The 24,086-nt window shown below is 32.9% G+C and carries 23 protein-coding genes; 8 read left to right on the forward strand and 15 right to left on the reverse strand.

The genetic code is table 11. The features are described from left to right. Positions 1 to 46 precede the first annotated feature (46 nt). Entirely contained in the window at positions 47 to 853 is an 807-nt protein-coding gene (fdhD, locus tag BK821_RS00470) for a formate dehydrogenase accessory sulfurtransferase FdhD (protein ID WP_071330964.1), read from the forward strand. A gap of 52 nt (positions 854 to 905) precedes the next feature. On the opposite strand, the gene BK821_RS00475 is transcribed toward fdhD, so the two are convergent. The 3 genes from BK821_RS00475 to BK821_RS00485 all read right to left on the reverse strand — a co-directional run bounded on the left by BK821_RS00475 (position 906) and on the right by BK821_RS00485 (position 3,310). Continuing rightward, complete coding sequence (locus BK821_RS00475; RefSeq protein WP_046835972.1) at positions 906 to 1,646, reverse strand: GNAT family N-acetyltransferase; 741 nt, start codon at positions 1,644 to 1,646, stop codon at positions 906 to 908. A gap of 44 nt (positions 1,647 to 1,690) precedes the next feature. Beyond that, a complete protein-coding gene (locus BK821_RS00480) occupies positions 1,691 to 2,239 on the reverse strand; it encodes a biotin transporter BioY (protein WP_046835703.1) in 549 nt (182 codons plus the stop codon). A 165-nt stretch (positions 2,240 to 2,404) separates the two neighbouring features. Next, complete coding sequence (locus tag BK821_RS00485) at positions 2,405 to 3,310, reverse strand: ABC transporter substrate-binding protein (RefSeq protein ID WP_046835704.1); 906 nt, start codon at positions 3,308 to 3,310, stop codon at positions 2,405 to 2,407. Positions 3,311 to 3,844: 534 nt separating this feature from the next. On the opposite strand from BK821_RS00485, the gene BK821_RS00490 reads away from it, so the two are divergent. Then, positions 3,845 to 5,008 carry a CapA family protein gene (locus tag BK821_RS00490; RefSeq protein WP_082104687.1) on the forward strand — a complete coding sequence of 388 codons (1,164 nt, stop codon included), beginning with the start codon at positions 3,845 to 3,847 and terminating at the stop codon, positions 5,006 to 5,008. Between the two features lie 221 nt (positions 5,009 to 5,229). Here BK821_RS00490 and BK821_RS00495 read toward each other — a convergent pair whose 3' ends face one another. The 4 genes from BK821_RS00495 to BK821_RS00510 form a co-directional block, all read right to left on the reverse strand. Continuing rightward, entirely contained in the window at positions 5,230 to 6,390 is a 1,161-nt protein-coding gene (locus BK821_RS00495; protein WP_101118192.1) for an acyl-CoA dehydrogenase family protein, read from the reverse strand. Positions 6,391 to 6,786: 396 nt separating this feature from the next. Then, the gene (locus tag BK821_RS00500; protein WP_046835707.1) at positions 6,787 to 7,134 is read right to left on the reverse strand and encodes a transcriptional regulator, SarA/Rot family; all 348 of its coding nucleotides are present in this window, start codon (positions 7,132 to 7,134) and stop codon (positions 6,787 to 6,789) included. A gap of 313 nt (positions 7,135 to 7,447) precedes the next feature. Continuing rightward, entirely contained in the window at positions 7,448 to 7,807 is a 360-nt protein-coding gene (locus tag BK821_RS00505; protein ID WP_046835708.1) for a membrane protein, read from the reverse strand. A 14-nt stretch (positions 7,808 to 7,821) separates the two neighbouring features. Then, positions 7,822 to 8,874 carry an LLM class flavin-dependent oxidoreductase gene (locus BK821_RS00510; protein ID WP_046835709.1) on the reverse strand — a complete coding sequence of 351 codons (1,053 nt, stop codon included), beginning with the start codon at positions 8,872 to 8,874 and terminating at the stop codon, positions 7,822 to 7,824. Positions 8,875 to 9,376: 502 nt separating this feature from the next. Between BK821_RS00510 and BK821_RS00515 the strand changes: the two genes are divergently transcribed. Then, positions 9,377 to 10,099: a CHAP domain-containing protein gene (locus tag BK821_RS00515; RefSeq protein ID WP_046835710.1), complete on the forward strand. Its 723-nt coding sequence runs from the start codon at positions 9,377 to 9,379 to the stop codon at positions 10,097 to 10,099. A gap of 653 nt (positions 10,100 to 10,752) precedes the next feature. Here BK821_RS00515 and nhaC read toward each other — a convergent pair. Then, positions 10,753 to 12,144 (reverse strand): Na+/H+ antiporter NhaC, encoded by a 1,392-nt coding sequence (gene nhaC / locus BK821_RS00520; RefSeq protein ID WP_046835711.1) that lies wholly within the window; start codon positions 12,142 to 12,144, stop codon positions 10,753 to 10,755. Between the two features lie 45 nt (positions 12,145 to 12,189). Next, positions 12,190 to 13,260, reverse strand: a complete 1,071-nt coding sequence (locus tag BK821_RS00525; RefSeq protein ID WP_046835973.1) for an NAD/NADP-dependent octopine/nopaline dehydrogenase family protein — start codon at positions 13,258 to 13,260, stop codon at positions 12,190 to 12,192. A gap of 243 nt (positions 13,261 to 13,503) precedes the next feature. Between BK821_RS00525 and BK821_RS00530 the strand changes: the two genes are divergently transcribed. From BK821_RS00530 to BK821_RS00550, 5 genes are all read left to right on the forward strand, one after another. After that, a complete protein-coding gene (locus BK821_RS00530; protein WP_071330965.1) occupies positions 13,504 to 13,875 on the forward strand; it encodes a DUF4870 domain-containing protein in 372 nt (123 codons plus the stop codon). A 315-nt stretch (positions 13,876 to 14,190) separates the two neighbouring features. Next, positions 14,191 to 14,658: a CHAP domain-containing protein gene (locus tag BK821_RS00535; protein ID WP_046835713.1), complete on the forward strand. Its 468-nt coding sequence runs from the start codon at positions 14,191 to 14,193 to the stop codon at positions 14,656 to 14,658. A 135-nt stretch (positions 14,659 to 14,793) separates the two neighbouring features. Further along, positions 14,794 to 15,114, forward strand: coding sequence for a DMT family transporter (locus BK821_RS00540; RefSeq protein WP_046835714.1), 321 nt, complete (start codon positions 14,794 to 14,796; stop codon positions 15,112 to 15,114). Next, complete coding sequence (locus BK821_RS00545) at positions 15,114 to 15,428, forward strand: DMT family transporter (RefSeq protein ID WP_046835715.1); 315 nt, start codon at positions 15,114 to 15,116, stop codon at positions 15,426 to 15,428. Before BK821_RS00540 ends, BK821_RS00545 begins: the two co-directional genes overlap by 1 nt. 357 nt (positions 15,429 to 15,785) lie before the next feature. Then, positions 15,786 to 16,745: a 2-hydroxyacid dehydrogenase family protein gene (locus tag BK821_RS00550; RefSeq protein WP_071330966.1), complete on the forward strand. Its 960-nt coding sequence runs from the start codon at positions 15,786 to 15,788 to the stop codon at positions 16,743 to 16,745. A 112-nt stretch (positions 16,746 to 16,857) separates the two neighbouring features. On the opposite strand, the gene BK821_RS00555 is transcribed toward BK821_RS00550, so the two are convergent. The 6 genes from BK821_RS00555 to BK821_RS00580 form a co-directional block, all read right to left on the reverse strand. Beyond that, positions 16,858 to 17,982 carry an FAD-dependent monooxygenase gene (locus BK821_RS00555; protein ID WP_046835717.1) on the reverse strand — a complete coding sequence of 375 codons (1,125 nt, stop codon included), beginning with the start codon at positions 17,980 to 17,982 and terminating at the stop codon, positions 16,858 to 16,860. 141 nt (positions 17,983 to 18,123) lie between these two features. After that, entirely contained in the window at positions 18,124 to 18,900 is a 777-nt protein-coding gene (locus tag BK821_RS00560; protein WP_046835718.1) for an N-acetylglucosaminidase, read from the reverse strand. Positions 18,901 to 18,926: 26 nt separating this feature from the next. Beyond that, entirely contained in the window at positions 18,927 to 19,199 is a 273-nt protein-coding gene (locus BK821_RS13560; protein WP_046835719.1) for a hypothetical protein, read from the reverse strand. A 148-nt stretch (positions 19,200 to 19,347) separates the two neighbouring features. Next, positions 19,348 to 19,812 (reverse strand): helical membrane plugin domain-containing protein, encoded by a 465-nt coding sequence (locus BK821_RS00570; RefSeq protein ID WP_046835720.1) that lies wholly within the window; start codon positions 19,810 to 19,812, stop codon positions 19,348 to 19,350. Further along, on the reverse strand, positions 19,812 to 22,766 hold the full coding sequence (fdhF, locus tag BK821_RS00575) for a formate dehydrogenase subunit alpha (protein WP_046835721.1): 2,955 nt from the start codon (positions 22,764 to 22,766) through the stop codon (positions 19,812 to 19,814). The genes BK821_RS00570 and fdhF overlap by 1 nt, the downstream gene beginning before the upstream one ends. A 281-nt stretch (positions 22,767 to 23,047) precedes the next feature. After that, a complete protein-coding gene (locus BK821_RS00580) occupies positions 23,048 to 24,007 on the reverse strand; it encodes an LCP family glycopolymer transferase (RefSeq protein ID WP_071330967.1) in 960 nt (319 codons plus the stop codon). Positions 24,008 to 24,086: the final 79 nt, after the last annotated feature.

The following is a 24,086-nucleotide window of genomic DNA, read 5'->3' on the forward strand; positions in this document are numbered from 1 at the left end:
GGAAATGCGCTAAAATGAACAGTGAATTATAAAGTGAGGTGGGTATATGAACGAGGATATATTAACAAATCAATCTATTGTAAGATACGAGCAAGGAAAGCTATTTCACACTACAGATCATTATGTAACTGAATTCCCACTAACTATAATGGTCAATGGAGAAGAATTTGCAACAGTTATTTGTAGTCCAAACAACCTAGAAGAATTAGTACTAGGTTTCTTAGCCTCTGAAGGAGCCATTCTGAAAAGCGCTGATTTAAAATCTATTCAAATTGATGATAGTAAAGGCTTTGCTCATGTGGAATTAACACACACATTAGACGATCGATTCACATACTCTACAAAACGTATGATTGCTTCATGTTGTGGCAAAAGTAGAGAATTTTATTTTCACAATGATGCCGCTATTGCCAAAACTTCTATGTCTAAAGTAACTTTAAGCCCACTTCAAGTCGTGAACATGATGACAAGATTACAAAGTGCTAGTACTATATTCAAACAAACTGGTGGTCTCCATAATGCGGCAATCAGTGATGGAGATACATTCTTTGAACATCGACAAGATATCGGACGCCATAACGCTTTAGATAAATTATATGGTTTTTGTATCCAAAGACATATTCCAATACGTGACAAAGTACTCATTTTTAGTGGCCGAATATCGTCTGAAATATTAATTAAAGCTGCAAAAATCGGCGTCGGTATCATCCTTTCAAAATCTGCGCCAACAACATTAGCCATTACCCTCGCTGAAGATTTAAATATAACTGCAATTGGTTTCATTAGAGACGGTAATTTCAATATCTATAGCCACGCAGAACGTATTAAAGCTGTGGAAGCAACAGAAGATTAATTATCCTTCGGTTGCCTTCACAGCTTTAAATTATTTTAAATCTATACGTTATTTAATCTACATTTTCTTTTAAAATTTGATAACAGAAACTAATAAAGATATAACCTTGCTTTATATACATGTGTTTAGCGCTATCTTCACCATCTGCAATAAGTATGATAGGTCTGGCACCAGCAACATTTGCAACAAAAGATTGCATAATGCTACCAATGCCTTTATTTTGATAACGCTCTAACACGCCAAAACCATCTATTTCTACCGTCTTATCGGTAAGAATTAAGTCTAAAATACCTACTGGTACGCCTCTATCGTATGCTATCAAACGTGACTTTTGATCATCATTAAATTGACTTCTTATCATCTTAATACTTTCTTCCGCATATGCTTTCCCATAAGGTTCTGCAAATTGCTTATAAATTTCAATATAATCTTCTAATATACCTGAATGGACAAATGACACTTCTATGTGTTCATGATATCTTTGTTTTATATTTGTACTTTCAATTGCATATAACTCCATTATACCTAATTCAAAGTGTTCCGACTTTAATTCATCCATCCATTTCTGTTCTAAACTTTCATTTTCTGGAAAAGTAAATGCCAAATGATTTGAACCTTGTCGTTTATGTAATTGAAATTGTTTAAGCATATCCTTTTTCCAAGTTTTAATCGTAGGCATCTGTTTATAGGCCCATTTATTCACATCAAATACAAGCGGTTCTTCGGGTGTTAAATAGATTGTTTTTTGAGCATCGTAACTATAAACAGTACCTTGTTGATATATATCTTCCATTGATATCACCACTAGCAAATCACCTACGCTTATACTTATGAATTTTATTTTAACAATTGCTGAAAACGACTATGATTAAGTAAAACATTCCCAACTAAACTTGCTATAATCGCCTTTACAATATCTCCTGGTATAAAAACCAATGACAAAGTGATTGACTTAGATATTGGTAAATTAGTAATAAGTCCCATGATTATTGTACCCACAACATCAAGCAAGATTGCCCCAATCACAATTGTTGTAATTAATAATACAATAAAGTTAATCTTTTTAAAATACAAATCTCTAACTAAACCAATGAGATATGCAACAACTGGATACATGAATAAAAAACCAGCTGAAGGTCCTGCAAATACGCCGATACCACCGCGTCCGCCAGATAACAATGGCAATCCAGTAGCAACAAGTATTAATAAGATAATTACACTTAATGTCCCATATTTACGTCCTAGCAAAATAGCTGCTAAGAAAATGCCTATGTTTTGCAAGACAATAGGTACTGGCATAATTGGTAATGGAATCGCAGGTACAAAACCTAATACAGCTATAATCGCTGTCATCAAACCTGTATATACTAAATATTTTGTAGTCATGTTCACTCCTCCTCAATGTAAAAATTATACCACTAATGTAAACATTTAAAAATAAAAAGTTTACATAAAGTAGCGTTATTTTTAACATTAAAAAAGCTATCAACATTCAAGTTGATAGCTTTTCCCCTAATAAGTCACTGATAAATCATTTTTAAATTCATTTAATTATTTGTTTAAAAATTTCTCTTTTAAATCTTTTCTCATATATTCTAATGTATAAGGATCATTGTACCAATATGTTTCAGCTTGAACTTGTATAACATTGTCTTTCTGGACGGCAGGTAAGTTGTTCCATAAGTTAGTTTTTTCATAAGCAGGTTTAGATTTTCCTTCACTTGTAGAAACAATATAATCACCTGCATAATCAGCAATCTTCTCTTGTTTTACTTCTGCCCAGCCTTCTTTTTTAACTAATTTCTCTAGTTTATCTGGCATATTCAGACCAAATGCTTGATATAAAACTTCGCCACCGCGTCCCCAGTTTGGTCCATAGCTATATAGTTTTTTATCGAATTCATCAAAGATTGAGACTGTTGCATCTGCGCCAATTTTCTCTTTAATTTCTTTCCCATCTTTTTTAGTTTGGGATTTCCATTTATCTTCCCAAGCTTTTGCTTTTTCTTCTTTGCCTAATAACTTAGCTAATTCTTTTTGTTGATCTAAGTATTTATGTTTTCCATAATCAAAGACAACTGTTGGTGCTATTTTCTTATACTTTTTAATATTTTTATCTGTAGAGTAAACGATAATTAAATCTGGTTTTGTTTTTGCAACTTTTTCTACATCATTTTCCCCAATTTTTTCAACGCCTTTGAATTTATCTTTTAGAAGTTTACTACTATCGACTTGTTTATTGACAGCAACAATTTTTCCATCAAGATATTTAATCCCACCTGCATATGTTGGCGCTACAACAGCTATGCGTTTTGGATTTTTCGGTACATCTATACTTTTCCCACTATCTTGTTTGTATGATTTTGTATCTTCCTTACTAGAATCACTATCAGATTTATTACCGCATGCTGCTAAAATTAAGACTAAAGCAATTAACGGAAACAATAATTTTTTCATCATTCTTCCTCCATTGAAAATCATTATCAGTTAAATTTGATTATATAATCTTTCAAGTAAATTTACAATACTTAGTTTATTAAATATATCTCATTTGATATCACAAAAATATAAATACTATATTAATACATGAAGGATAATCAATGTTTACTTTATATATTGAAAGGGTTTAAATAATTAAATGTTAATACACCTGCTATAATGACATATAAGGCACAATTCCATTTTCATATTTACCAAAAGATAAATAAAATAATTAAATTAAAAATCTAAACATAAAATGTTGGAAAAAGTGGTATGAGTATCCAAAGAGGATTATTCACTTGTTATTAAAGCAAATCATAACGACCAAATAAATTAACATAGTCATTCATTCAGCGGGCATGATGATTTCAATTACAATTCTTAGGCGGATTAGTATGTGTTTACAATCCACTGAATAACTAATCTAAACTTTTAACATTAATGAACAAACGCAGTAGCAGTAATATTTATGTTTGATATACTCGCTTATTTACTCATCAGAAGGAGGATATGATGAAAAAGTTCATGCTACTTTCAACACTTCTAGTTGCATTCATTTGTAGTCTATTATTGATTATTAATTTAACTATTTTACTATTATCCGTTACTAATAGTAGCAAAAAAGCAGATTTTGTCGCTGTCGGTGATAATCTCATACATCCTGTGGTCTACAATAATGCAAAAATTGCTGCTCATAGCTATGACTTTAAACCTATGTATGCAGCTATTAAACCATACATAAAAGATAAGGATGTAGCCTTTGTAAACCAAGAATCTCCTATGGGTGGTGATGATATACCATATTCTGGTTTCAAAAGGTTTAATACACCAAGCTCAGTTGCTAAAGATTTAGTCGACACAGGCTTTAACGTAATCAATGGATCAAATAACCATTCTTTAGATCAAGGCACTCACGGAGTTGAACAAAGAATTCAAACTTGGAATAAATATAAAAAAGAAGCTCTTTTCACTGGAACATTTAACTCAAAAGAATCACGTGATAAAATTCATGTATTCAAATCTAAAGGCATTAAAATTTCATTATTAAGTTATACCTTTGGTACAAATGGATTAAAAACAGATAAGCCGTACCAAATTAATTATTTTAATAAAACACAAATGAAAAAAGATATCCATAAGGCAAAAAAACACAGTGACCTTGTTATGGTCTCAGCTCACTGGGGAAATGAAGGTAAACATAAGCCAAATAAAATGCAAAGACATTATGCTCAATTTTTAGCTAATCAAAATGTTGATGTTGTGTTAGGCACACATCCTCATGTCATTCAACCTGTAAAATGGGTTCAAGGAAAAAATAATCATAAAACATTAGTTGCCTATTCACTTGGTAACTTCTTGAATGGTCAAGAAACAGGTACGGAGAGTAATCATTTAGGAGGTAGTATTCAATTTGACATCAAAAAACAACTTGGGCAAACTTATATAGATAATGTAAAATGGCGCTCTATCGTTAACCATTATGAAACACAGAATCAGCGTCTGGGAAGTCTTAAAAAAAATTTCGAACTATATATGTTAGATGATTACACAAATGACTTAGCTAAAAAACACGGCGTACAATACCAAGATGATAGTCACATGTCTAAAACACATTTAAATGAAATCACTAAGAATGTAATTGATGATGAATTTTTGGATAAAGCGAGTTATTAATCTAAGACCACAGCTAACAGTTTAGTATAATTTAGTTGTAGCCAAAGCAATCATTTATTAATACTAAACCAAAATAATAGGCTTTAACGACATAATACGTATCTAGTAAATTTAAATTACCAGATGACGCTTACAGATACTAAGTCGTTAAAGCCTTATTTTTACATGCGCATTAACTAAACATCAACATAAAATTTGCCTAGTTAAATATAGTGATGGCCTTATTTTTTATCAAAAAGACCTAATACCGATGCTGCTATATTGGTGTATGCCATATCTTCCATAGGAGGATTATGTAACCCTGCACGCATATCTCTGTAATAACGTTGAAGCGGTCTGTCCATTTCAAGACTCTTAGCCCCTACGATTCGCATTGCAATATCAATCACTTCGAGTCCTTGATTCATCACTAAGATTTTGCTTGCAGCTGTTTCATTCCATAATTGCGTGTCCTCATCATTGGTTGTATACAAAGCAGCTGTACTCCATAAAAAGTGACGCGCCGATAGTAAAAGTGATTCCATCTTTCCTATATTTTGTTGAACTGTAGATAAATCACCAATCGTTCCTTCTATACTATTTGGACTATGTGCTTTAGCAAAATCAATAGCATAGTCTCTTGCTGCTTGTGCGATACCTAAATACACACTCGGAATATGTAAAATCCATCCGTTGGGTTTCTTTCCAGCAGCACTTCTGAGTTCGACAAAATTACTTTTAGAGACATGCACATCATTTAACACTAAGTCATGACTTTCTGTAGCACGCATACCTATCATATTCCAATTATCAGCTATTTCTACACCCGCAGTCTCTTTGGGGATTAGAAAATAACCTACTTGCTCTCTTGCAGTATCATATGCACTTACAATGAAATGCGTTAATCCTTTACTCATAGACGTAAAAGTCTTCACACCGTTAATTACAAATCCATCATCCACTTCAACCGCATTTGTAGATGGTCTACCACCACGAGTTGGACTACCTGTTTCTGCTTCACTGATAGCCCTATTAACTAGTGCCCCGTTTTTCATTTCATCTGAAAACATCTTGAGCATAGATGGCTCCCACATTTGTTGTTCGTATAGTTGACCAACCACACTTAAATGCCATCCTATAGAAAGTGCTGTTGGGCCATCAATCGTTCCTAAATAACTTTGTATAATTACCATATCTTCTATGGTTGCACCTTCTCCACCATAAGCTTTAGGTAGTGTTAATAAGGTATAACCTTCATTGACTAACCATTCAATATTTTCATAAGGAAAGCGCGAATGTATATCATTATAATCTGACTTATCTTTAAATTGTTCTTTTACTGTATCTAATTTTTCAATCCATTTTTTTTGGATATCCGAATGTATTAACGCGGAATAACTCACTTTCATCACCTCATAGTTAGCTTCTATCCTAGATATTCCTAGTTTAACACTCGACTTTATTGAAAGAAAGTTTTTCAGTGTCAAACCTTTCTACACCTATAAGCCTTTATCTAGTATCTTTTTAACGTTTACGTAATTATTTAAATTCAATTCACATTAAAAAACCAATAGAATCCTACTAAGTTTAACAGGATTGATTGCGCTCTGGATAAGGGACTGTTACGACGATGATTAAACTAAACAATTTTGTAAATCATATATTATATACAGTCTCGTACTAAAAAAACAAACTATTATTAAAACAGCAATAGTTTGTTTTTTATGATTATTGATTATCTTATTATCTTTATTCGCAACTTCTTTATCTAACTTGCTCATTCAGCTTTTTGTCTTATCTTAAAGCTGTTTTTGTAAATTTTCTATAGTATGCTTTATTTTTTCACGTTGTTGCGCATTTACATAAACAACGATTGTACGTTCATCAATATCGCTTCTTTTTTTATTTAAATATTCCATTTTTATTAATTTTTGAAGTGATTTTGTTAGGTAATAAGGCTTCAACTGTGAATATTGCGCGATGTCCTTAGCAGTAATTTCGTTATTATTATTATTGTAAATATAGTTTAAAATAAATACTTCTTCATAATTCAATTGGTATTGGTACTTTGATTGTTTAAAGAAATTTTTACCTTGTTGGTATTTTTCGATAAGTTCATTTAATGATTTAAAATGTTGTAGTTTCATATAACCACTCCTTATGTTATTTCTAGTTGTTAATATAATAATTTTATCCTATTTAACACTTTTGATTCAATATGACTAACTATGAAAAATATTAAGATTTCCTACTCTTTTTTTAATGTTTTGTTTTAATTTTCAAATTTTAGTGGTCTATAGATACTTTTTATTACTAAAAATTGAATAGATAAACAATTAAATTTTCAACGCTATAACTTTATTTTTCCAAGAACTTCCTATTGTAATGTGAAACAAAAAAGAACTGGCTCACACAATGATGATGTGTGAGCCAGTTCTTTTTAATACTTAAAATCAGTTATTATTTTTTCTTACAATTGATTGTATCTAATAAACTTAATGCTGCTAAACCAGTTAAGTCTAGAGCGTGTTTAGCACCAGCTTTACCGTGTCCAGCTTCAAAATGTTTATAAGCTGCAACGCCTAATACTGAAATTGATAAAAGCGAACCTAAACGTGATAATTTTTTACTCGCAAAACTTAATACAAAAAATACTGCACTTAAAGCTTCAACTGCTCCAGCTAAAGGCACTGCGCTTGAAGGTAAGTTAAATACCTCTACAAAAGTATCTTTCATTGATTGGTCACCTTTTAATTTAGGTTTTGCTGCATCATACAATTCTTTGGCTAATTTTAAATTTGTTAAATAACGTAATATCATTATAAACGCTCCTTCTATTTGTTTTCAAAATATTTATCTACAATAGGTTTCACACGTTGTGCTAACAATTTGATAGTAGTCAGTGTTCTAGTATGAGGTATAGAACCTACTGGGGTGTGTAACATAAAACGTGTAAGACCTAGTGTTTCAACCGTTTCGATTATCTTTTGTGCGACAGTCTCTGGACTCCCTACGTACATTGCACCATTTGGACCAGCCTCTCGTTCAAAACTATTTTCATCATAAGGTGCCCAACCTCTTTCTTTGGCTAGCACATCATGACTAAATTTGACAGAAGGGAAGAACTCGCGCTTTGCTTGTTCATCTGTTTCCGCAATATATCCCCATGAATGTGTCGCAATAGATAATTCTTTTACATTGTGTCCATAAGATTCTGCTATAGATTTGTACATATCTATATTGCGTTTAAATCTTTTTGGGTCTCCACCGATTATAGCATAAGTTATAGGTAATCCTAACGCTCCTGCTTTTAACGAAGATTCAGGTGTCCCTCCTGTTGCTATCGCAATCGGTAATGGCCCATTTTCAGGTCTTGGATACACACCTAAATTTTGTATGGATGGTCTTAGTTCACCTTCCCAATTTACGATGGGATTATGATTAATGTTCATCAATAAATCAATTTTTTCATTAAAAAGTTGTTCATAATCATTTAAATTGTATCCAAATAATGGAAATGATTCAATAAACGATCCTCGACCAACCATAATTTCAGCACGCCCATTTGAAACAGCATCTAATGTAGAAAAGCGTTCAAACACACGTACAGGATCATCTGACGAAAGTACTGTTACTGCACTACTCAATTTAATGTGCGATGTATTTCTAGCTGCTGCCGCTAAGACAGTAACAGGGTCAGAAACTGCATAATCTGATCGATGGTGCTCTCCTAAACCGTAAACATCTAATCCATAGTAATCTGCCGTTTCAATTTCTTCGATAATATTTCGTATTCTTTGTGCATTAGTCACCGCACTTTGTTGTCCATCCTCTACATAAATATCAGTATTATCAGCAAAAGATGTTAAGCCGAGTTCAACTTTCATTGCTTCACCTCACTTAACTAGTATATTTTTTATACCATTATATTAAGGCTTCATTAAGTAAGTGTCAATATCTATGCTTACAATTTAGTTTCTTTTATTCAAGTCCTTATTCTGACTACTATATTAATTATTGAATATATGTTTTTTATATAATATCTTAAGTTAGTAAATTTTAGTTTATTTTAATAACTATTTTCTCTCATTTATTATTGTTTGAAATTTTCTGTTATTTTACAGCGTTGTAATAAAGCATAGTGCAATTATACACTAATAATTCGGAAAACGTTGATATAACAACCTTTCCTAACTATTTTAATAACACCAATTTATTACATAACTGAATAAATTATTAGAACTAAATTACAAAACGATAACATCGCCCACAAAGGGATGTTTTTCTGATAAAGTAATTCTTGTCGTTGAAACAGCGAATAAAAATTATAAATTTGTCATTAGAGACTGGGATAGCATTACGAAACAATTTTTAGGAGGATATTTTACAATGAAGAAAATCGCTACAGCTACAATCGCAACTGCAGGAATCGCTACTTTTGCTTTTGCACAACATGATGCAGACGCAGCAGAAAATAACAATGGTGGGTATAATCCTAATGATCCTACATCATTCGAATATTCATATACAATAGATCAACAAGGTAACTACAATTATGATTGGAAAGGTAATTGGAGCCCTAAACAAGCACAACAAGAAAATAATAATAGTGGTTATAGCTACAATACACAAGCTAGTTCTACTCAATCATATACAGCAAGCAATAATACAACTGGTGGAAGAGGCGCAGTTTCACACTCTACTTCAACAAGCAATGTTAAAGTAAGTACAACTAGTGCACCATCAAGTTCATCAAATTCATCAAGCTCATTTGCAAGTAATTCAGGTTCTTCAAATAACCTTTATACTTCTGGTCAATGTACATATTATGTATTCGACAGAGTTGGTGGAAAAATCAGTTCAACTTGGGGTAATGCTAATAACTGGGCAAGCGCAGCAGCTGGTTCAGGTTATACAGTAAATAACTCACCTTCACAAGGTTCTATTTTACAATCTTCAGCTGGTGCTTACGGTCACGTTGCATACGTTGAAAATGTAAATAGTGATGGTTCAATCGAAGTTTCAGAAATGAACTACGGTGCTGGCCCTGGTGTTGTTACTTCACGTACAATTTCAGCTGGTGAAGCTTCAAGCTACAACTATATCCACTAATAAGTGAATATAAATGACAAAGCAAACGCTATTTTTAGCGTTTGCTTTGTTTTTTTTATTAATTAACTTTAAATTTCTAAATTATAGTTATCTTCACCATTTTTAGGTTCGTCATGTGAATCTTTCAGATCACGCGTGTAGTAAGCACTAGTCTAAAATTAGCACTGGTGCTCTACATGAGAAAATGTGAAAAATTGTTGATTAAAATAGTACTTATAGATTATCTTTCTTTTATATAAATAGAACTAAAAGTATCAGTCTAGTATTAAGTGATTAATTAAACGCGTTGGATTATAACCTTTAAACATTCCCAATAAAATAATTATAGTATTATTAAAATGACGCTCATCTAAACACTAAATTCATAATTAACCGGTTCTATATTGCATCATCGCTACAATATACAATACAAAACCGATTACAAAATAGATAAAAGAAGGATATTTTAAACTTTATCTTCATTAGAAGTATCGATGAATACCATGACTCATAGCAATATCGCTACAATTATCACTATAAGGCAGATGGAATCACCTCATCTATACTTATGTTTATCCGAATTATATACTTTTAAACTTATCAGTGAAAATTCATCTCCAAAAATCAAATAATGTCTAGCTCTTTATCTCTATTTTTATCACTAATACTTATAGTCATGCTTTTGCTTTCTTTATAGTAATACCTGTAAATCCATAAAATAATGCAAAACATATACATAAATAACATGGGACCGTCCAGATAAAGAATTGATCTACAGTTACACCTAACTGTTGTGTATAGTAAATACCTGATGTTCCCCAAGGTATAAGCGGAATAATCATTGTACCTGAATCTTCTAGCGTTCTAGATAAATTTGTTCGATCCAAATCCATCTTATTATACATATCCATCATTAATACACCCACCATAATGATAACTACAGAAGCTACACCTGCTGCTAATACCATTATTAAACTACCAATGATGGTAGTTAATATCAATTGACCTACCGTATTTATATTTTTTGATATTTTGTGTAATATAACATCTAAACATCCTGCTTTTTCTACGATTCCAGCAAACGCATAACCACAAAAGATAGTCACAACGATTTCAGTCATGCTCATCATGCCACCTTGTTCAATCAAGGTTATTGATCTTTCTGAAAGTGATCCACTACTAGCAGGAACCATACTCTTGGTGAATCCATCAAATGTTGCTTTGAAACCGTCTATAATATTAAAACCATTATTTAACGCACCCACACCTATAGCGCTTAAGCTTGATAATAACATCGCTGGTACTGTAGCAACCTTACATGCTAAACAAGCTACAATAACGATAACTGGTATCCAAACAAATATATTAATATGATAAATTTGAGATAGCTCTGTTAACATTTGATTAACTTGTCTTGTATTTGTATTCCCACTATATTGTCTTCCAGCAATATACCATACAATCAAACCGATGATTGAGGCTGGTATGGTTGTCCATATCATAGCTCTAATATGCGCAAAAATATTCACTTTAGTAACCAGTGCAGCTAGATTTGTCGTATCAGATAGTGGAGACATTTTATCACCGAATACTGCACCCGCGATAATTGCACCTGCTGCCATACCCGAACTGATATTTAACTCGCTCCCAACCGCCATCAGTGCAATGCCCGCCGTAGATGCAGAACCCCAAGCAGTACCTGTAGCAACAGAAGTAATTGCACAAATAATAAAAGCAGATACTAAAAATAAATGAGGATTAAGAAATTCTAAACCATAGTAAATCAAAGATGGGACAGTCCCTGAGTACATCCAAGTACCCACGATGATGCCTACTGCTAAAATAATAAATATAGCTGGCATTGCTGTTGCTAAACGATGCGTTATGCCTTCTTCTAAATCTCTCCATTTCAATCCCACTCGTCTTGCAATCCAAGCTGCATATGCTGAAGCTAAAATTAATAAGGGCTGAATTGGAATTTCAAATACGACAAAACCTGTGATCACGATGATAATCATGATTATGATTGTTGAAATAGACTCTAAAAATGTGGGCTGCCTTATCATACACATACCTCCCTTTAATGATTTTATTAAAATAATCTTTCGTAGCTATTCCAATCCTAATTTTCCTTTTCCTAATTCATCTATTGTAAGGCCTTCTTCAAACAAATCACGCTCTAATATTGTAGATGCTATCGTAATGATTGCGTCTATATTTGGCGTTGCAACGCCAATATGATGTCCTAGACTGGACCATAAGACCAAACCATATGTAATATCTTCAGTTAAATACCGATTTTTCACATGGTTTGGTCCTTTGATTTGTGAAAAAACTGGACTGGTATTAAATAATCTATTGAGTGGTTCGTCCTCATCCTTTTTATCTAAATATCCCCGTTCAATACGAGCTTCTTTCGCTGTTGACAGTTCAAATCCTAATTTACGTCCCAATGTTAAGCGCTCCAATTCAACGGCATGTAATAAACGCACAGTATGCTTTGTGATTCCTTCGCCATATAGAGCAAAGTCATTTGCATAATCGATACGTCCTACATTTAACAATGTTGGGCCTGGATGTACTTCAGGATTCCCATTTTCAAGATTGGTCTTCCACAAACTTTCTTCTTTAATCAAGTATGGATATAGCGTTTCTATTTTATCAAAACTCTCACTTAAATATGTTTTATCATAAGTTGAAAAGTAAACTTTTCTTACATTTAAAGATAAGTCAACGCGCGCTAACTCAAAATTGACACGTGTGCCGTAAGTTAATGTATTTACTTCTGCGAATTGTGGTAATGCATCTATATGCATTTCTTCTAAAACGTTTATAAAACGAATGGATGCCATTGCAGCTGCCATATTAAATAGAATTAATTGATTATTTTTCAAAAAAGGTGCCATTGTATGGGCATACTGTTCAATAAAAGAAGATGGCATAATCACTTGAATAACTTCTGCATCATCAAGCACATATTCCATATCATCACTGATATCGCTAAATGCAACGAAACTTTCTTTACCTTCATTATTAAAAGTAAAACCATTTTGTTCTATAGCTTTATTAAATTTATCAATAGATTGGTTTCTACAGTATAATTTAACCTCGTGTCCTTTCTCTACCATATCTAATGCTGCAGTTACAGCTCCATTCCCTGAACCAACAATTGCAATTTTCATTATTTCCCTTCTTTCTTTAATAAATAATATCATTTTAACTTTAAGCTTTACTTCATTGTATAACCTATTAATAATTTCAATAAACCCAGGTTTCTCCCCTTTCATTTATGATTAAACTTTTTGAATATTGCCTCATTAAGCAATTTTTTATTCAAATTTCCTTAAAAATAACATTTGCTCAATTGAAATATCAATAATCAAAAAAATTTGGTATAGTTAATACATTCAAAGGAGGCACATATGATGAATGAACAATATAATGCATACACATCTGAAACAGTACAACAATTCTCTCCTACTCGTGACGAACGAGTGATGGCTACATTGATTTATGTATTAAGCTTCTTTACTTCACTTATTGCACCACTTATTATTTGGCTAATTAATCGAGAAGATTCACCATTTGTGGACAAAGTGAGTAAAAATTACTTCAACTTTTTACTTTCCTATTTTATTTGGTCTATACTTGCATTAATTTCTATCTTTATTTTAATAGGTTTTATTTTAGTTCCTGTTATTGCACTTTTAAATTTTATATTTACTATCGTAGCTGCTGTAAAATCATATAATGGAGAAGATTATTTACCTCCATTATCTATCAAATTTTTTAAATAATACTAATCACAATATTAAGATTATTTACAAGTAGTGTAATATTAAAAAGTGATTTTCAATGTTAATTTTCCGTAAAAACTGTTGAATAGCCCTTTAGGTCCTGACTTCATCTTGTAACCTCACATATCGTTTATTACAACGATATGTGAGGTCTTTTTAATTGGTTTACAAAAACGTAACAAACCACACAAACCTTGATTCATCTGTTAAAGTATTGTTTGTCGTGAAAAGCAAAGAAGAAATCAAACATTCAATTAACAAATAAACGATTGAATTATTATATAAGCTTTAAAATTTTGGGAGGATTTATTAATTATGAAAAAATTATTAACAGCAACAACTTTAACAGCAGGTATTGGCGCAGCAATGGTAGGATTAGATCATGGACATGATGCAAATGCAGCAGAACAAACACAAACAACTAACGAATCTACTACACAATCAGCTTCAGGTTCAAGCGCTAACTTATATACTTCAGGTCAATGTACTTGGTATGTATTTGATAAAGTAGACGGTAGCATCGGTTCTACTTGGGGAAATGCAAATAACTGGGCATCAGCTGCATCAGCTGCGGGTTATACAGTTAACAACTCTCCAGAAGAAGGATCAATTTTACAATCAACTTCAGGACCTTATGGACACGTGGCTTATGTTGAAGATGTAAATAGTGATGGTTCAGTACATGTTTCTGAAATGAACTATAATGGCGGACCATACTCTGTAAGTGAACGTACTATTCCTGCTGGTGAAGCTGGATCATATAACTATATCCACGTTGACTAATCAACGAACATCCCCTTTAAAACCAGTAAAGTCATAGACTTTACTGGTTTTTTTATGTCTTAAAAAACGCTATTGCAGTTGCTTAAGATATTTGAGAAAATAAATACGTTTCGTAAAAAAGGAGGCACACACACCATGCAATGGTTGAAAGTTATACTAGCTGGACTCATCGAAATATTATGGGTAACCGGTTTAAACGTTGCCGATTCTTTTCTAAGTTGGATTGGCGTCTTAATTATTATTGTTATTAGTTTCTTTCTGGTCATATCAGCATGTAAATCCTTACCTGTTGGTACAGTATATGCCGTATTTGTCGGTATTGGGGCTGTTGGTACAGTACTCGTAGATATGATTGTTTTTGGAGATCCTTTTAGTTTGATTAAATTAGCGCTAATTGTATTATTGATTATCGGTATTATTGGATTAAAACTTACTACTGAGGAGGCTGAAGCATAATGACTTGGGTTATATTACTAATTGCGGGACTACTAGAAGTACTAGGCGTAGTCATCTTAAATGAGATTTCGCGCACTAAAAAGAAATGGCTGGTTGCGCTATTAGCTGTTGCATTTATTTGTAGCTTTAGTACGCTTAAAGTAGCAATGAATGATATACCTATGGGCACAGCCTATGCAATATGGAGCGGAATAGGTACAGGTGGTGGCACACTCGTTGGCATGATTGTTTATAAAGAATCTAAAAATGCTAAACGTATGTTCTTTATTACGCTAATTATTTTATCAATTGTAGGATTAAGACTAGTAAGTTAACTAACAATCATCTACAATACCATCTCATAAAACAAACTTATAGCACTATTAATTCAAAATTACCAAATCCAATATACAGACTCTAAAGATGGTACTGCAACTAATTTAATTAGGTGCGGTGCCATTTTATTGTATAGATGTATCATCATACTATTAATATTTTTAAACAAGTGAAGAGGATTATGAACAATCGATTTCAATTACTATTCATCTCTTTTACTTTATAATAATGAGATAATCCTTCACTAAATCCCTCTTGTTTTTTGTAAGCGCTTAAATTTCATAGTCAATTACTATTCAAAAATTTGTTTCACACTTTATTATTTACTATACTTTAAGTAAAGGAAGTGATTACATATGGTAAAAGTTTTTATCGCTGGTCCAATACCTGAAGTAGGACTTAATTTATTAAAAGAACAAGGTTTTGATGTAGATGTTTATGAAGGTCAGGGTATTATAGATCAAGATAGTCTAAAGCAAGGTGTAAAAGATGCAGATGCGTTAATCAGTCTACTTTCTACAAATGTCGATCAATCAATCATTGATGCAGGTAAACATTTAAAAATTATTGCCAATTATGGTGCTGGTTTTAATAATATAGACATTACTTATGCACGTCAAAAACAAATCGACGTTACAAATACGCCCAAAGCTTCTACTAACTCTACCGCAGAGTTAACGTTTGGCCTTGTACTTGCCGTTGCAAGACGTATCCCAGAAGGTGATACATTGTGTCGTACTACGACGGGTTTTGATGGATGGGCGCCACTGTTCTTTCGAGGAAGAGAAGTATCGGGTAAAACCATTGGTATTATCGGTTTAGGTGAAATTGGAGGCGCTGTCGCTAGAAGAGCTAAAGCATTTGATATGACTGTATTATATACAGGTCCACATCAAAAGAAAGATAAAGAACGTGAAATTGGCGCAAAGTACGTAGACTTAGATACTTTGTTGAAACATTCTGATTTTGTAACAATTAATGCCGCTTATACACCTGATTTACACCACCAAATTGATACTGAGAAATTTAAATTGATGAAAACAACAAGTTATCTTATCAATGCCTCACGAGGACCTATTGTGCATGAACAAGCCTTAGTACAAGCGTTGAAAGATAAAGAAATTGAAGGTGCAGCTTTAGATGTTTTTGAATACGAACCCGAAATAACTGATGCATTAAAATCTTTAGATAATGTAGTACTCACACCACACATTGGTAATGCCACATATGAATCTCGCGATATGATGTCTAAAATCGTGGCTAATGATACTATATGTAAATTGAATCATAAACAGCCAAAATTCTTAGTGAATTAACTTGCCAAATGATTATTAAATACTTACTTTAGCTATATCCGCATACAATAAAAACCTAGCTGCACATATATTGAATATGATGTGTAGCTAGGTTTTGTTTTATAATTATTAATTATTTTTGTTTAGATTTATATAAAAATCTCGTTTGATTACTTATTAATTTGTTGGGTATCATTTTCGCAATAGCATTTCTAACTGCAACCACAAAACGATTGCGTCGTTGCGCAATTTTGCCTATTTTTCTAGAACGTAGCGTTACTTTTTTAGTATGTTTTACTCTTAGTTTATCATAACGTTGAAGTGCTTCGTCAAAATCATAACTGGCAATACAGTTTGCTAAAATAATCGCATCTTCCATTGCCTGTCCTGCACCTTGTCCCATATTTGGTGTCGTTGCATGCGCTGCATCACCTAATAAAACAACGCGTTGATAAATAAATGACTTCAAAGGATTAAGATCATAAATATCGTGTAATAATATATCTGTTTCACTTTGTTTATCCAGTATTTTTCTCACTTCATTAGGAAAATGATTAAATCTAGCCTGGAGGTGCGGTTTACCATATGATTGCATCTTTGTATCTTTTTCTTTTGCATTGATAGAAATAAACCAATAAGCTTGATTATTTAGTAGTGGTACAATACCTACTCTGCCTTTTTTAGACCAATATTCTTTGGCTATGTTTGTATGTTTAATATCTACATCTTCCACTAAGCCTCTAAATACTGTATAACCTTGATATATAGGTTTACTATTGGGTACTGTAACCTCACGTGTTTTTGCATGAATGCCATCTGCCCCAATACACAGATCAAATGACTCCTGTTCCTGCGTTTCAAAATGTAATGTCACTTTTAATGCACCATTATCGATATCTGTAACATGATGATTTGTAAATATTATTTGATTAGGTACATATGACTTAATAATATCTATCAATGACTGACGTGTCATTGTTAAATTAACTGTGTTTTTTTTCAATTTCATTTTAGATAACATATTATTTTTGTCGTCTAACACTTCCATCGTGTCAATCACTTGGCCAACATTTTTAATGCCTTTTGCTAAATCATGTTTCCCTAATTTTTCAATGACATTGCCACCGATTCCGATGCCTGCACCTACTTCAGAGACTTGACTATTTTTTTCAAAAATTTTAACCTCATGGCCTTGTTCATTTAATAAAGCTGCTGCCGTTAAACCACCGATGCCTGCGCCTACTATTGCTATTTTCATTTTTCATTCACTCCACATTTCCCTAGTCTTTTCCATATTACTCATAAATATTAATGCTAATTTTAAATGCCTTATACAGATAAAAAAGATAACATTAAAACCTTATGTTATCTTTGCCATAATGCTAGTATAACTCAATCGTTATAAATAGTAGTCATCATGAATATGATCTTTTCTAATACCTAATTGTTTATAATAATGTTTCATAAAACTAGCTATGTTTTCATCCCACTCTACGTCACTAGCATATTGATGATTGCCAGGGTTTTCGGGATTCCAACGCATTTGGTACAACGTTAATTGCTCCTTATTAAGATAATTTTTACGTACAAACTTTGCTCCACCCATAATTGCTCTTTCTGGGGATGTCCATGATTGTTCTTTAGCAAAACTACTGCCCGTGTGAACCGCATTTACATCAAATGCACCAATACCATAAAAATTATAATATTTTTTCCCACCATCTTCGATACCATTTGCAAGCTCTGATTTACCGTGCCCAGTTTCTACAAGTGCATGACTCACTAAATATAATACATTCACTTCATATTTATCTTGAGCTTTTAAAAATGCCGCACCTTGATTTTTTAATATACCTTTATCTTTTAAAATGTGATTTAATTCATCTTCTGACATCGATACTGCCTCAGAGATATCCATATGATTCAAATTTGCTTTATCACTGTTTACATCCATAGCTTTTTTTACATCTGCCTTCGAAGCATTTATAAATTGGCCATTTTTTTCTTTCATATTCAAAGTGCCTTCACCAAGTTGTCTATCAACCGCTTCGTCAAATGTATATGACTTTTGATTATCAAATAAATGTGTTTCATTAATGATAAGCAGAATCGCAAAAACAGCACTTATGATTATCAATAATATTAACGGTAACCTCCGCTTTATATTTTCATTCATTTTGAGAAAAACTCCCTAACTTACATTTATTTAGTCAATGTAACATAAGCAAAAATAATAGCAATTAAGACAATTATAAAAGAAATATTAATTGTTATCCTCATGCCTTTTCGATCTCTAAATAAAGTATTAAATATCGTTAAACTAATCACCAGTGACAATACAAACATTGTAATCGCCATCACCATATTTAAAGTAATTAAAAAAATTATCCCAATGACTAATAAAATATTTGAAAATATAGCCATCACTTTTATCATTTTCGGATTGATAAGCTTCCACTCCTCATCGTAAAACATATGTAATATTTAAATTCTAATAATAGAAATTGTATCATATTTATTACTGTTGCAAATATGTCATTTTAGAGACAACAAAAGATAACACTCGATTTGTGCCGTAGCCTAAATCGAGTGCTAACTTTATAATTATTCGATTATATCGCTATTATCTTGACATTCCTCTTAGCATATTAAGCATATACGTTAAGCTGCGATTCATTTCGTCATCTTTTAAGATGCCCATCAATCCTGTTATTGATGTTTTTTGATTTGGATTAGCTTGATTAGCAACATGCAAACCTTTATTTACTTTGTTTAGCATCTCAGATAAATCATTTACATTTAAATCACCTAGTAAAAATACAAGTGAGGCCATATTAGAAATCAAACCAGAATAAGTGTCCTTATTTAATTCAACTGCAAATTTGTTAGCAATAACCCCTCTACTTTTAACTGCACCAGATAAAGCATCTAGTATTTTCGCATCGTCTAAAGTACTAATAATGTTGATTGCTTTCAAAATACTATCTTTATTCTCAACAATTGCATCTGTCACTTCTTCTAAACTTTCTTGTTTGATCTGCGCTTCTGACTTTTCCATACGTTTAATTTTAGATATTCTTTCAGCCATTATCTATCCACCTGATTTCCTGGGAAAGTATAGTCTTCACGTTTCCACTTATCTTCAACTCGTACACTATATTGCGGTTGGCGTTGTTTATTCACACGGAAGTTTGTTGGATTTAACGGGGACTTACCTCTACGTGTCTTCACTTCCATACGACAACTTGTACGTTTATACGATGGCGTATCTGTATCTTTATCTACATCACTATTTGTCAGTAAGTTAATCGCACCATGATCGCCATTAACCATTGCATTGTTATTCAGTGGTATATAGATTTCTTTGCCTTTCACTCTATCGGTAACATGAGCGATTAACTCAGCTTCCCCCGTATCAGAAATTAATTTAATTTCTGCACCTTCGTGAATTCCGCGCTCTTTTGCTAATTCCGGTGAAACTTCGACAAACGTACTTGGCATTTTGTATTCAAGGCCAGGTACTTTATAAGTCATATTGCCTTCATGAAAATGCTCTAATAGTCGTCCATTGTTCACATGTAAATCATATTTTTCATTTACTTTAAAGAAATTATCAAATGTTAATGGATAGAATTGGGCTTTACCATCCTCAAAGTTAAATCCTTCTATATAAAGTGTTGGTTCGTCTGTACCATCTTCAGCTACAGGCCATTGTAAACTGCTATATCCTTCTAGTCGATCATAATTCACACCTGAATATAATGGCGTTACTCTAGCGATTTCATCCATGATTTCACTCGGGTGTTGATAATTCCAATCATAGCCTAAAGTCTTTGCAACCGATTGTATGATTTGCCAATCTGGCTTAGAATCGCCTTTGGGTTCCAATGCTTGATATAAGCGTTGGATACGACGTTCAGTATTTGTAAATGTTCCTGTTTTTTCTAATGAAGGACTTGCTGGTAATACTACATCTGCATACGATGCAGTAAATGTGAAGAACTCATCTTGTACAACTAAGAAACCTACTTTTTCAAGCGCGGCTTGTACAAAATTAATATTAGAATCTACTATACCTGTATCTTCACCATATAGATAAAGTGCATCTATTTCACCTTCATGAATACCTTCCATCATTTGGTGATTATCTCGACCGACTTTATCAGGTAACGCTTCACCGTATTCACGTTCAAATTTCGCTCTAATTTCATCATCCACTACTTTTTGATAGCCAGGAAATTGATCAGGCATACTTCCCATATCACTACAGCCTTGAACATTATTATGTCCTCGTAAAGGATATGCGCCTGTGCCTGGTTTTCTATAGTTTCCAGTAGCTAATAATAGATTTGAAATTGCAGTTGATGTATCGCTACCGATATCCTGTTGTGTGACTCCCATAGCCCAACAAATAGATACTGATTCAGCGTTCACAACTTGTTTTGCGAAATCAATTAACGCTTCTTGAGAAATACCAGTCGTTTCTTCTGCAAATTCCATTGTGAATGGTGCTAAAGATTTATAGTATTCTTCAAAATGATTTACCCACGTGGTAACAAATGATTCATCGTGAAGCCCATGATCAATAATGTATTTTGTAACAGCTGACAACCAAACTAAATCAGTACCTGGTTTAGGCTGATAGAAATTGTCAGCACGTTCTGCCATTTCATGCTTACGTATATCAAAAACATTTAAAGTATTATTATATAATTTGTGACCACGTTTAATACGGGACGCAATAACCGGGTGTGCTTCAGCTGTGTTCGTACCTATGAGTACAACCATATCTGCGATTTCAAGATCATCGATAGAACCCGAATCTCCGCCGTGTCCTACTGTTCTAAATAAACCTTTAGTTGCAGGTGCTTGGCAATAACGGGAACAATTATCAACGTTATTTGTACCAATTACTTGGCGTGCTAATTTTTGCATTAAATATGATTCTTCATTCGTTGCTTTAGAAGAAGAAATGAATGCTAAACCATCTGGCCCGTGCGTAGCTTTTACTTTCAAGAAGTTTTCAGATACGACTTTCAACGCTTCTTCCCATTCTACTTCTTCAAACTGACCATTTTTACGTACTAACGGTTTAGTTAATCGTTCTTCAGAATCGACATAATCCCAACCAAATTTTCCTTTAACACAAGATGAAATTTTATTTGCTGGAGATTCGTGTTGAGGTTGTACTTTTATTACTTCTCTATCTTTTGTCCACACATCGAACGAACATCCGACACCACAATAGGTACATACTGTCTTTGTTTTTTCGATACGTTCTTCACGCATAGCTGCTTCTGAATCTGAAACTGCAAATAATGGACCATATCCAGGTTCAGCTTTTTTAGTTAAATCAATCATGGCTGCTAATGAACCTGGTTCTAAATCTGTCATATAACCAGCATTACCTTCCATATTGACTTCCATCATGGCATTACATGGACAAACTGTTGCACATTGCCCACACCCGACACATGAAGAATCATTAATAGTAGTATCATTGTCCCAAATTACACGTGGTTGTTGGCGTTCCCAATCAATTGTAAGTGTTTCATTGACTTGAACGTCTTGACATACTTCTACACAACGCCCACATAAAATACATTGATTTGGGTCATAACGATAAAATGGACCGTAATCTTTTTCGTATGGTTTTTCTTTATATTCATATGTTTGATGTTCTAGTCCCCACTGATCCATTGTATTATGAATCTCGCAGTCACCATTGTTATAATCACAAACTGTACAATAAAGCATATGCTTTTCTAATATTCTATCTAAAGCTTCTTTTTGACTTGTCTGGACGTTATTATTTTGTGTATGAACGACCATAGGCTTATCAATTATTGTGCTACAAGCACGTGCCATTTGACCATCTATCTCAACAGTACAAGTATCACACGTTTGAATCGGACCTAGCGATTCGTTGTAACAAATTGATGGAACAAAAGTATCTTGAGATTTAATAAATTCAAGTAAATTTGTCCCTGGTTCAACAAGATAATCTTTCCCATCTAACGAGACAATTAAGTGTTCTTGCATAGTTTTCACCCCTATTAGTTTCATGTACTATACCCGTATGTGCATTACAAATTCACAACTAACATTTAATCTAAAAAGCCCCACACTTTTTAATTTAATGTTAGTTATATTGTATACGTATTTCTTCAGAATGTTAAGGCTTTCCCTTTCTATTTTAATTTTCATCAATAACAAAGTTAGGTTCATATAATAGAAAAGCAACATTTACTTTAGACTTTTATTTTACCTAAAAAAAATATGAGTTTTAAGCAATTGCTTAAAACTCATAGAATTTATAATTATTAAATACCTAAATTATCTTTAATACTGGACTCTATTTCACTTAGCGAACTGTCGCTTGGTACAAAATAGTACAAGCCATCGTCTTGAATGCCGCCTTGACCCTGTAATTGGTGTCTATTCACATTATCATTAGCATCATTATATTTACTTCTAATTTTGTTTAATTCACCAATCGATAAATCTGTCTTCACATTATCTTTAATATGATTCATTATGGAATTAAAATGTCGAATAGAACTTACACTTGTAAGTTTGTTGGCTAATCCTTCTATAACAATCTGTTGGCGTTCTTGACGTCCGAAATCTCCGCCTGCGCCTTCTTCTTTACGACTTCTTATAAAAGCCATCGCTTGTTGTCCATCCATATGTGTTTTTTCGCCTTCATTAAATTGTTGGCCGTCATATGAGAATGTAGCATTACTTGTTACGTCAATGCCACCCACTGTATCAATCATATCTTGCATGCCATCCATATCAATTGTCGCATAATGATCAATTGGCACATTTAATAATTTCTCTACCGACTTCACTGCCATTTCTGGTCCGCCATAGGCATAAGCATGGTTAATTTTTTCTGTTGTTCCTTTACCAACAATTTCTGCTTGCGTGTCTCTCGGAATGCTTACAATTTCAGTTGTTTTTTTCTGAGGATTGATAGATAACACCATGATTGTATCACTACGTTGACCACCACCGTTAGCAGTTCTTTTTGCATCAGAATCTACACCAAATAATGCAACAGTAAATGGATCACCATTATTTAAATTGACATCTTTATCTCGTAGCGAGGATTTATTTCTATCTAAAGGATTGTGTATCGAACCACCGACAGAAAATATTTTAAAACCTAGATAGATTACTGCTATTAGCGCTAATAAAACTAATATGCCAAAAAACCATAATACAATTTTTTTGGATAATCCCATTTTTTTTTGTTTGTAATAATTAGAGCGACTCACTCTTATCATGCCCCATTCTGTATTCAATTTTCATTTAATACATTCATTATATAGTAATTAGCTTGTTTTGACATAGTGC

Source organism: Staphylococcus sp. LCT-H4 (assembly GCF_001866145.1).
In the GTDB taxonomy this organism is placed as follows: Bacteria; Bacillota; Bacilli; order Staphylococcales; family Staphylococcaceae; genus Staphylococcus; species Staphylococcus succinus.

Coding starts and splice junctions, on each gene's coding strand:
- BK821_RS00570 (WP_046835720.1), bottom strand. CDS start 19,812: ATGGCTGAAAGAATATCTAAAATTAAACGTATGGAAAAGTCAGAAGCG.
- BK821_RS00475 (WP_046835972.1), bottom strand. CDS start 1,646: ATGGAAGATATATATCAACAAGGTACTGTTTATAGTTACGATGCTCAA.
- BK821_RS00505 (WP_046835708.1), bottom strand. CDS start 7,807: ATGATATTACGTTATTTAACAAATTTAAAATTAGCCAAAGAATTGTAT.
- BK821_RS00545 (WP_046835715.1), top strand. CDS start 15,114: ATGACTTGGGTTATATTACTAATTGCGGGACTACTAGAAGTACTAGGC.
- fdhD (WP_071330964.1), top strand. CDS start 47: ATGAACGAGGATATATTAACAAATCAATCTATTGTAAGATACGAGCAA.
- BK821_RS00530 (WP_071330965.1), top strand. CDS start 13,504: ATGAATGAACAATATAATGCATACACATCTGAAACAGTACAACAATTC.
- BK821_RS00490 (WP_082104687.1), top strand. CDS start 3,845: ATGATGAAAAAGTTCATGCTACTTTCAACACTTCTAGTTGCATTCATT.
- BK821_RS00525 (WP_046835973.1), bottom strand. CDS start 13,260: ATGAAAATTGCAATTGTTGGTTCAGGGAATGGAGCTGTAACTGCAGCA.
- BK821_RS00515 (WP_046835710.1), top strand. CDS start 9,377: ATGAAGAAAATCGCTACAGCTACAATCGCAACTGCAGGAATCGCTACT.
- BK821_RS13560 (WP_046835719.1), bottom strand. CDS start 19,199: ATGTTTTACGATGAGGAGTGGAAGCTTATCAATCCGAAAATGATAAAA.
- BK821_RS00510 (WP_046835709.1), bottom strand. CDS start 8,874: ATGAAAGTTGAACTCGGCTTAACATCTTTTGCTGATAATACTGATATT.
- BK821_RS00535 (WP_046835713.1), top strand. CDS start 14,191: ATGAAAAAATTATTAACAGCAACAACTTTAACAGCAGGTATTGGCGCA.
- BK821_RS00500 (WP_046835707.1), bottom strand. CDS start 7,134: ATGAAACTACAACATTTTAAATCATTAAATGAACTTATCGAAAAATAC.
- fdhF (WP_046835721.1), bottom strand. CDS start 22,766: ATGCAAGAACACTTAATTGTCTCGTTAGATGGGAAAGATTATCTTGTT.
- BK821_RS00485 (WP_046835704.1), bottom strand. CDS start 3,310: ATGAAAAAATTATTGTTTCCGTTAATTGCTTTAGTCTTAATTTTAGCA.
- BK821_RS00480 (WP_046835703.1), bottom strand. CDS start 2,239: ATGACTACAAAATATTTAGTATATACAGGTTTGATGACAGCGATTATA.
- BK821_RS00555 (WP_046835717.1), bottom strand. CDS start 17,982: ATGAAAATAGCAATAGTAGGCGCAGGCATCGGTGGTTTAACGGCAGCA.
- BK821_RS00550 (WP_071330966.1), top strand. CDS start 15,786: ATGGTAAAAGTTTTTATCGCTGGTCCAATACCTGAAGTAGGACTTAAT.
- BK821_RS00560 (WP_046835718.1), bottom strand. CDS start 18,900: ATGAATGAAAATATAAAGCGGAGGTTACCGTTAATATTATTGATAATC.
- BK821_RS00540 (WP_046835714.1), top strand. CDS start 14,794: ATGCAATGGTTGAAAGTTATACTAGCTGGACTCATCGAAATATTATGG.
- nhaC (WP_046835711.1), bottom strand. CDS start 12,144: ATGATAAGGCAGCCCACATTTTTAGAGTCTATTTCAACAATCATAATC.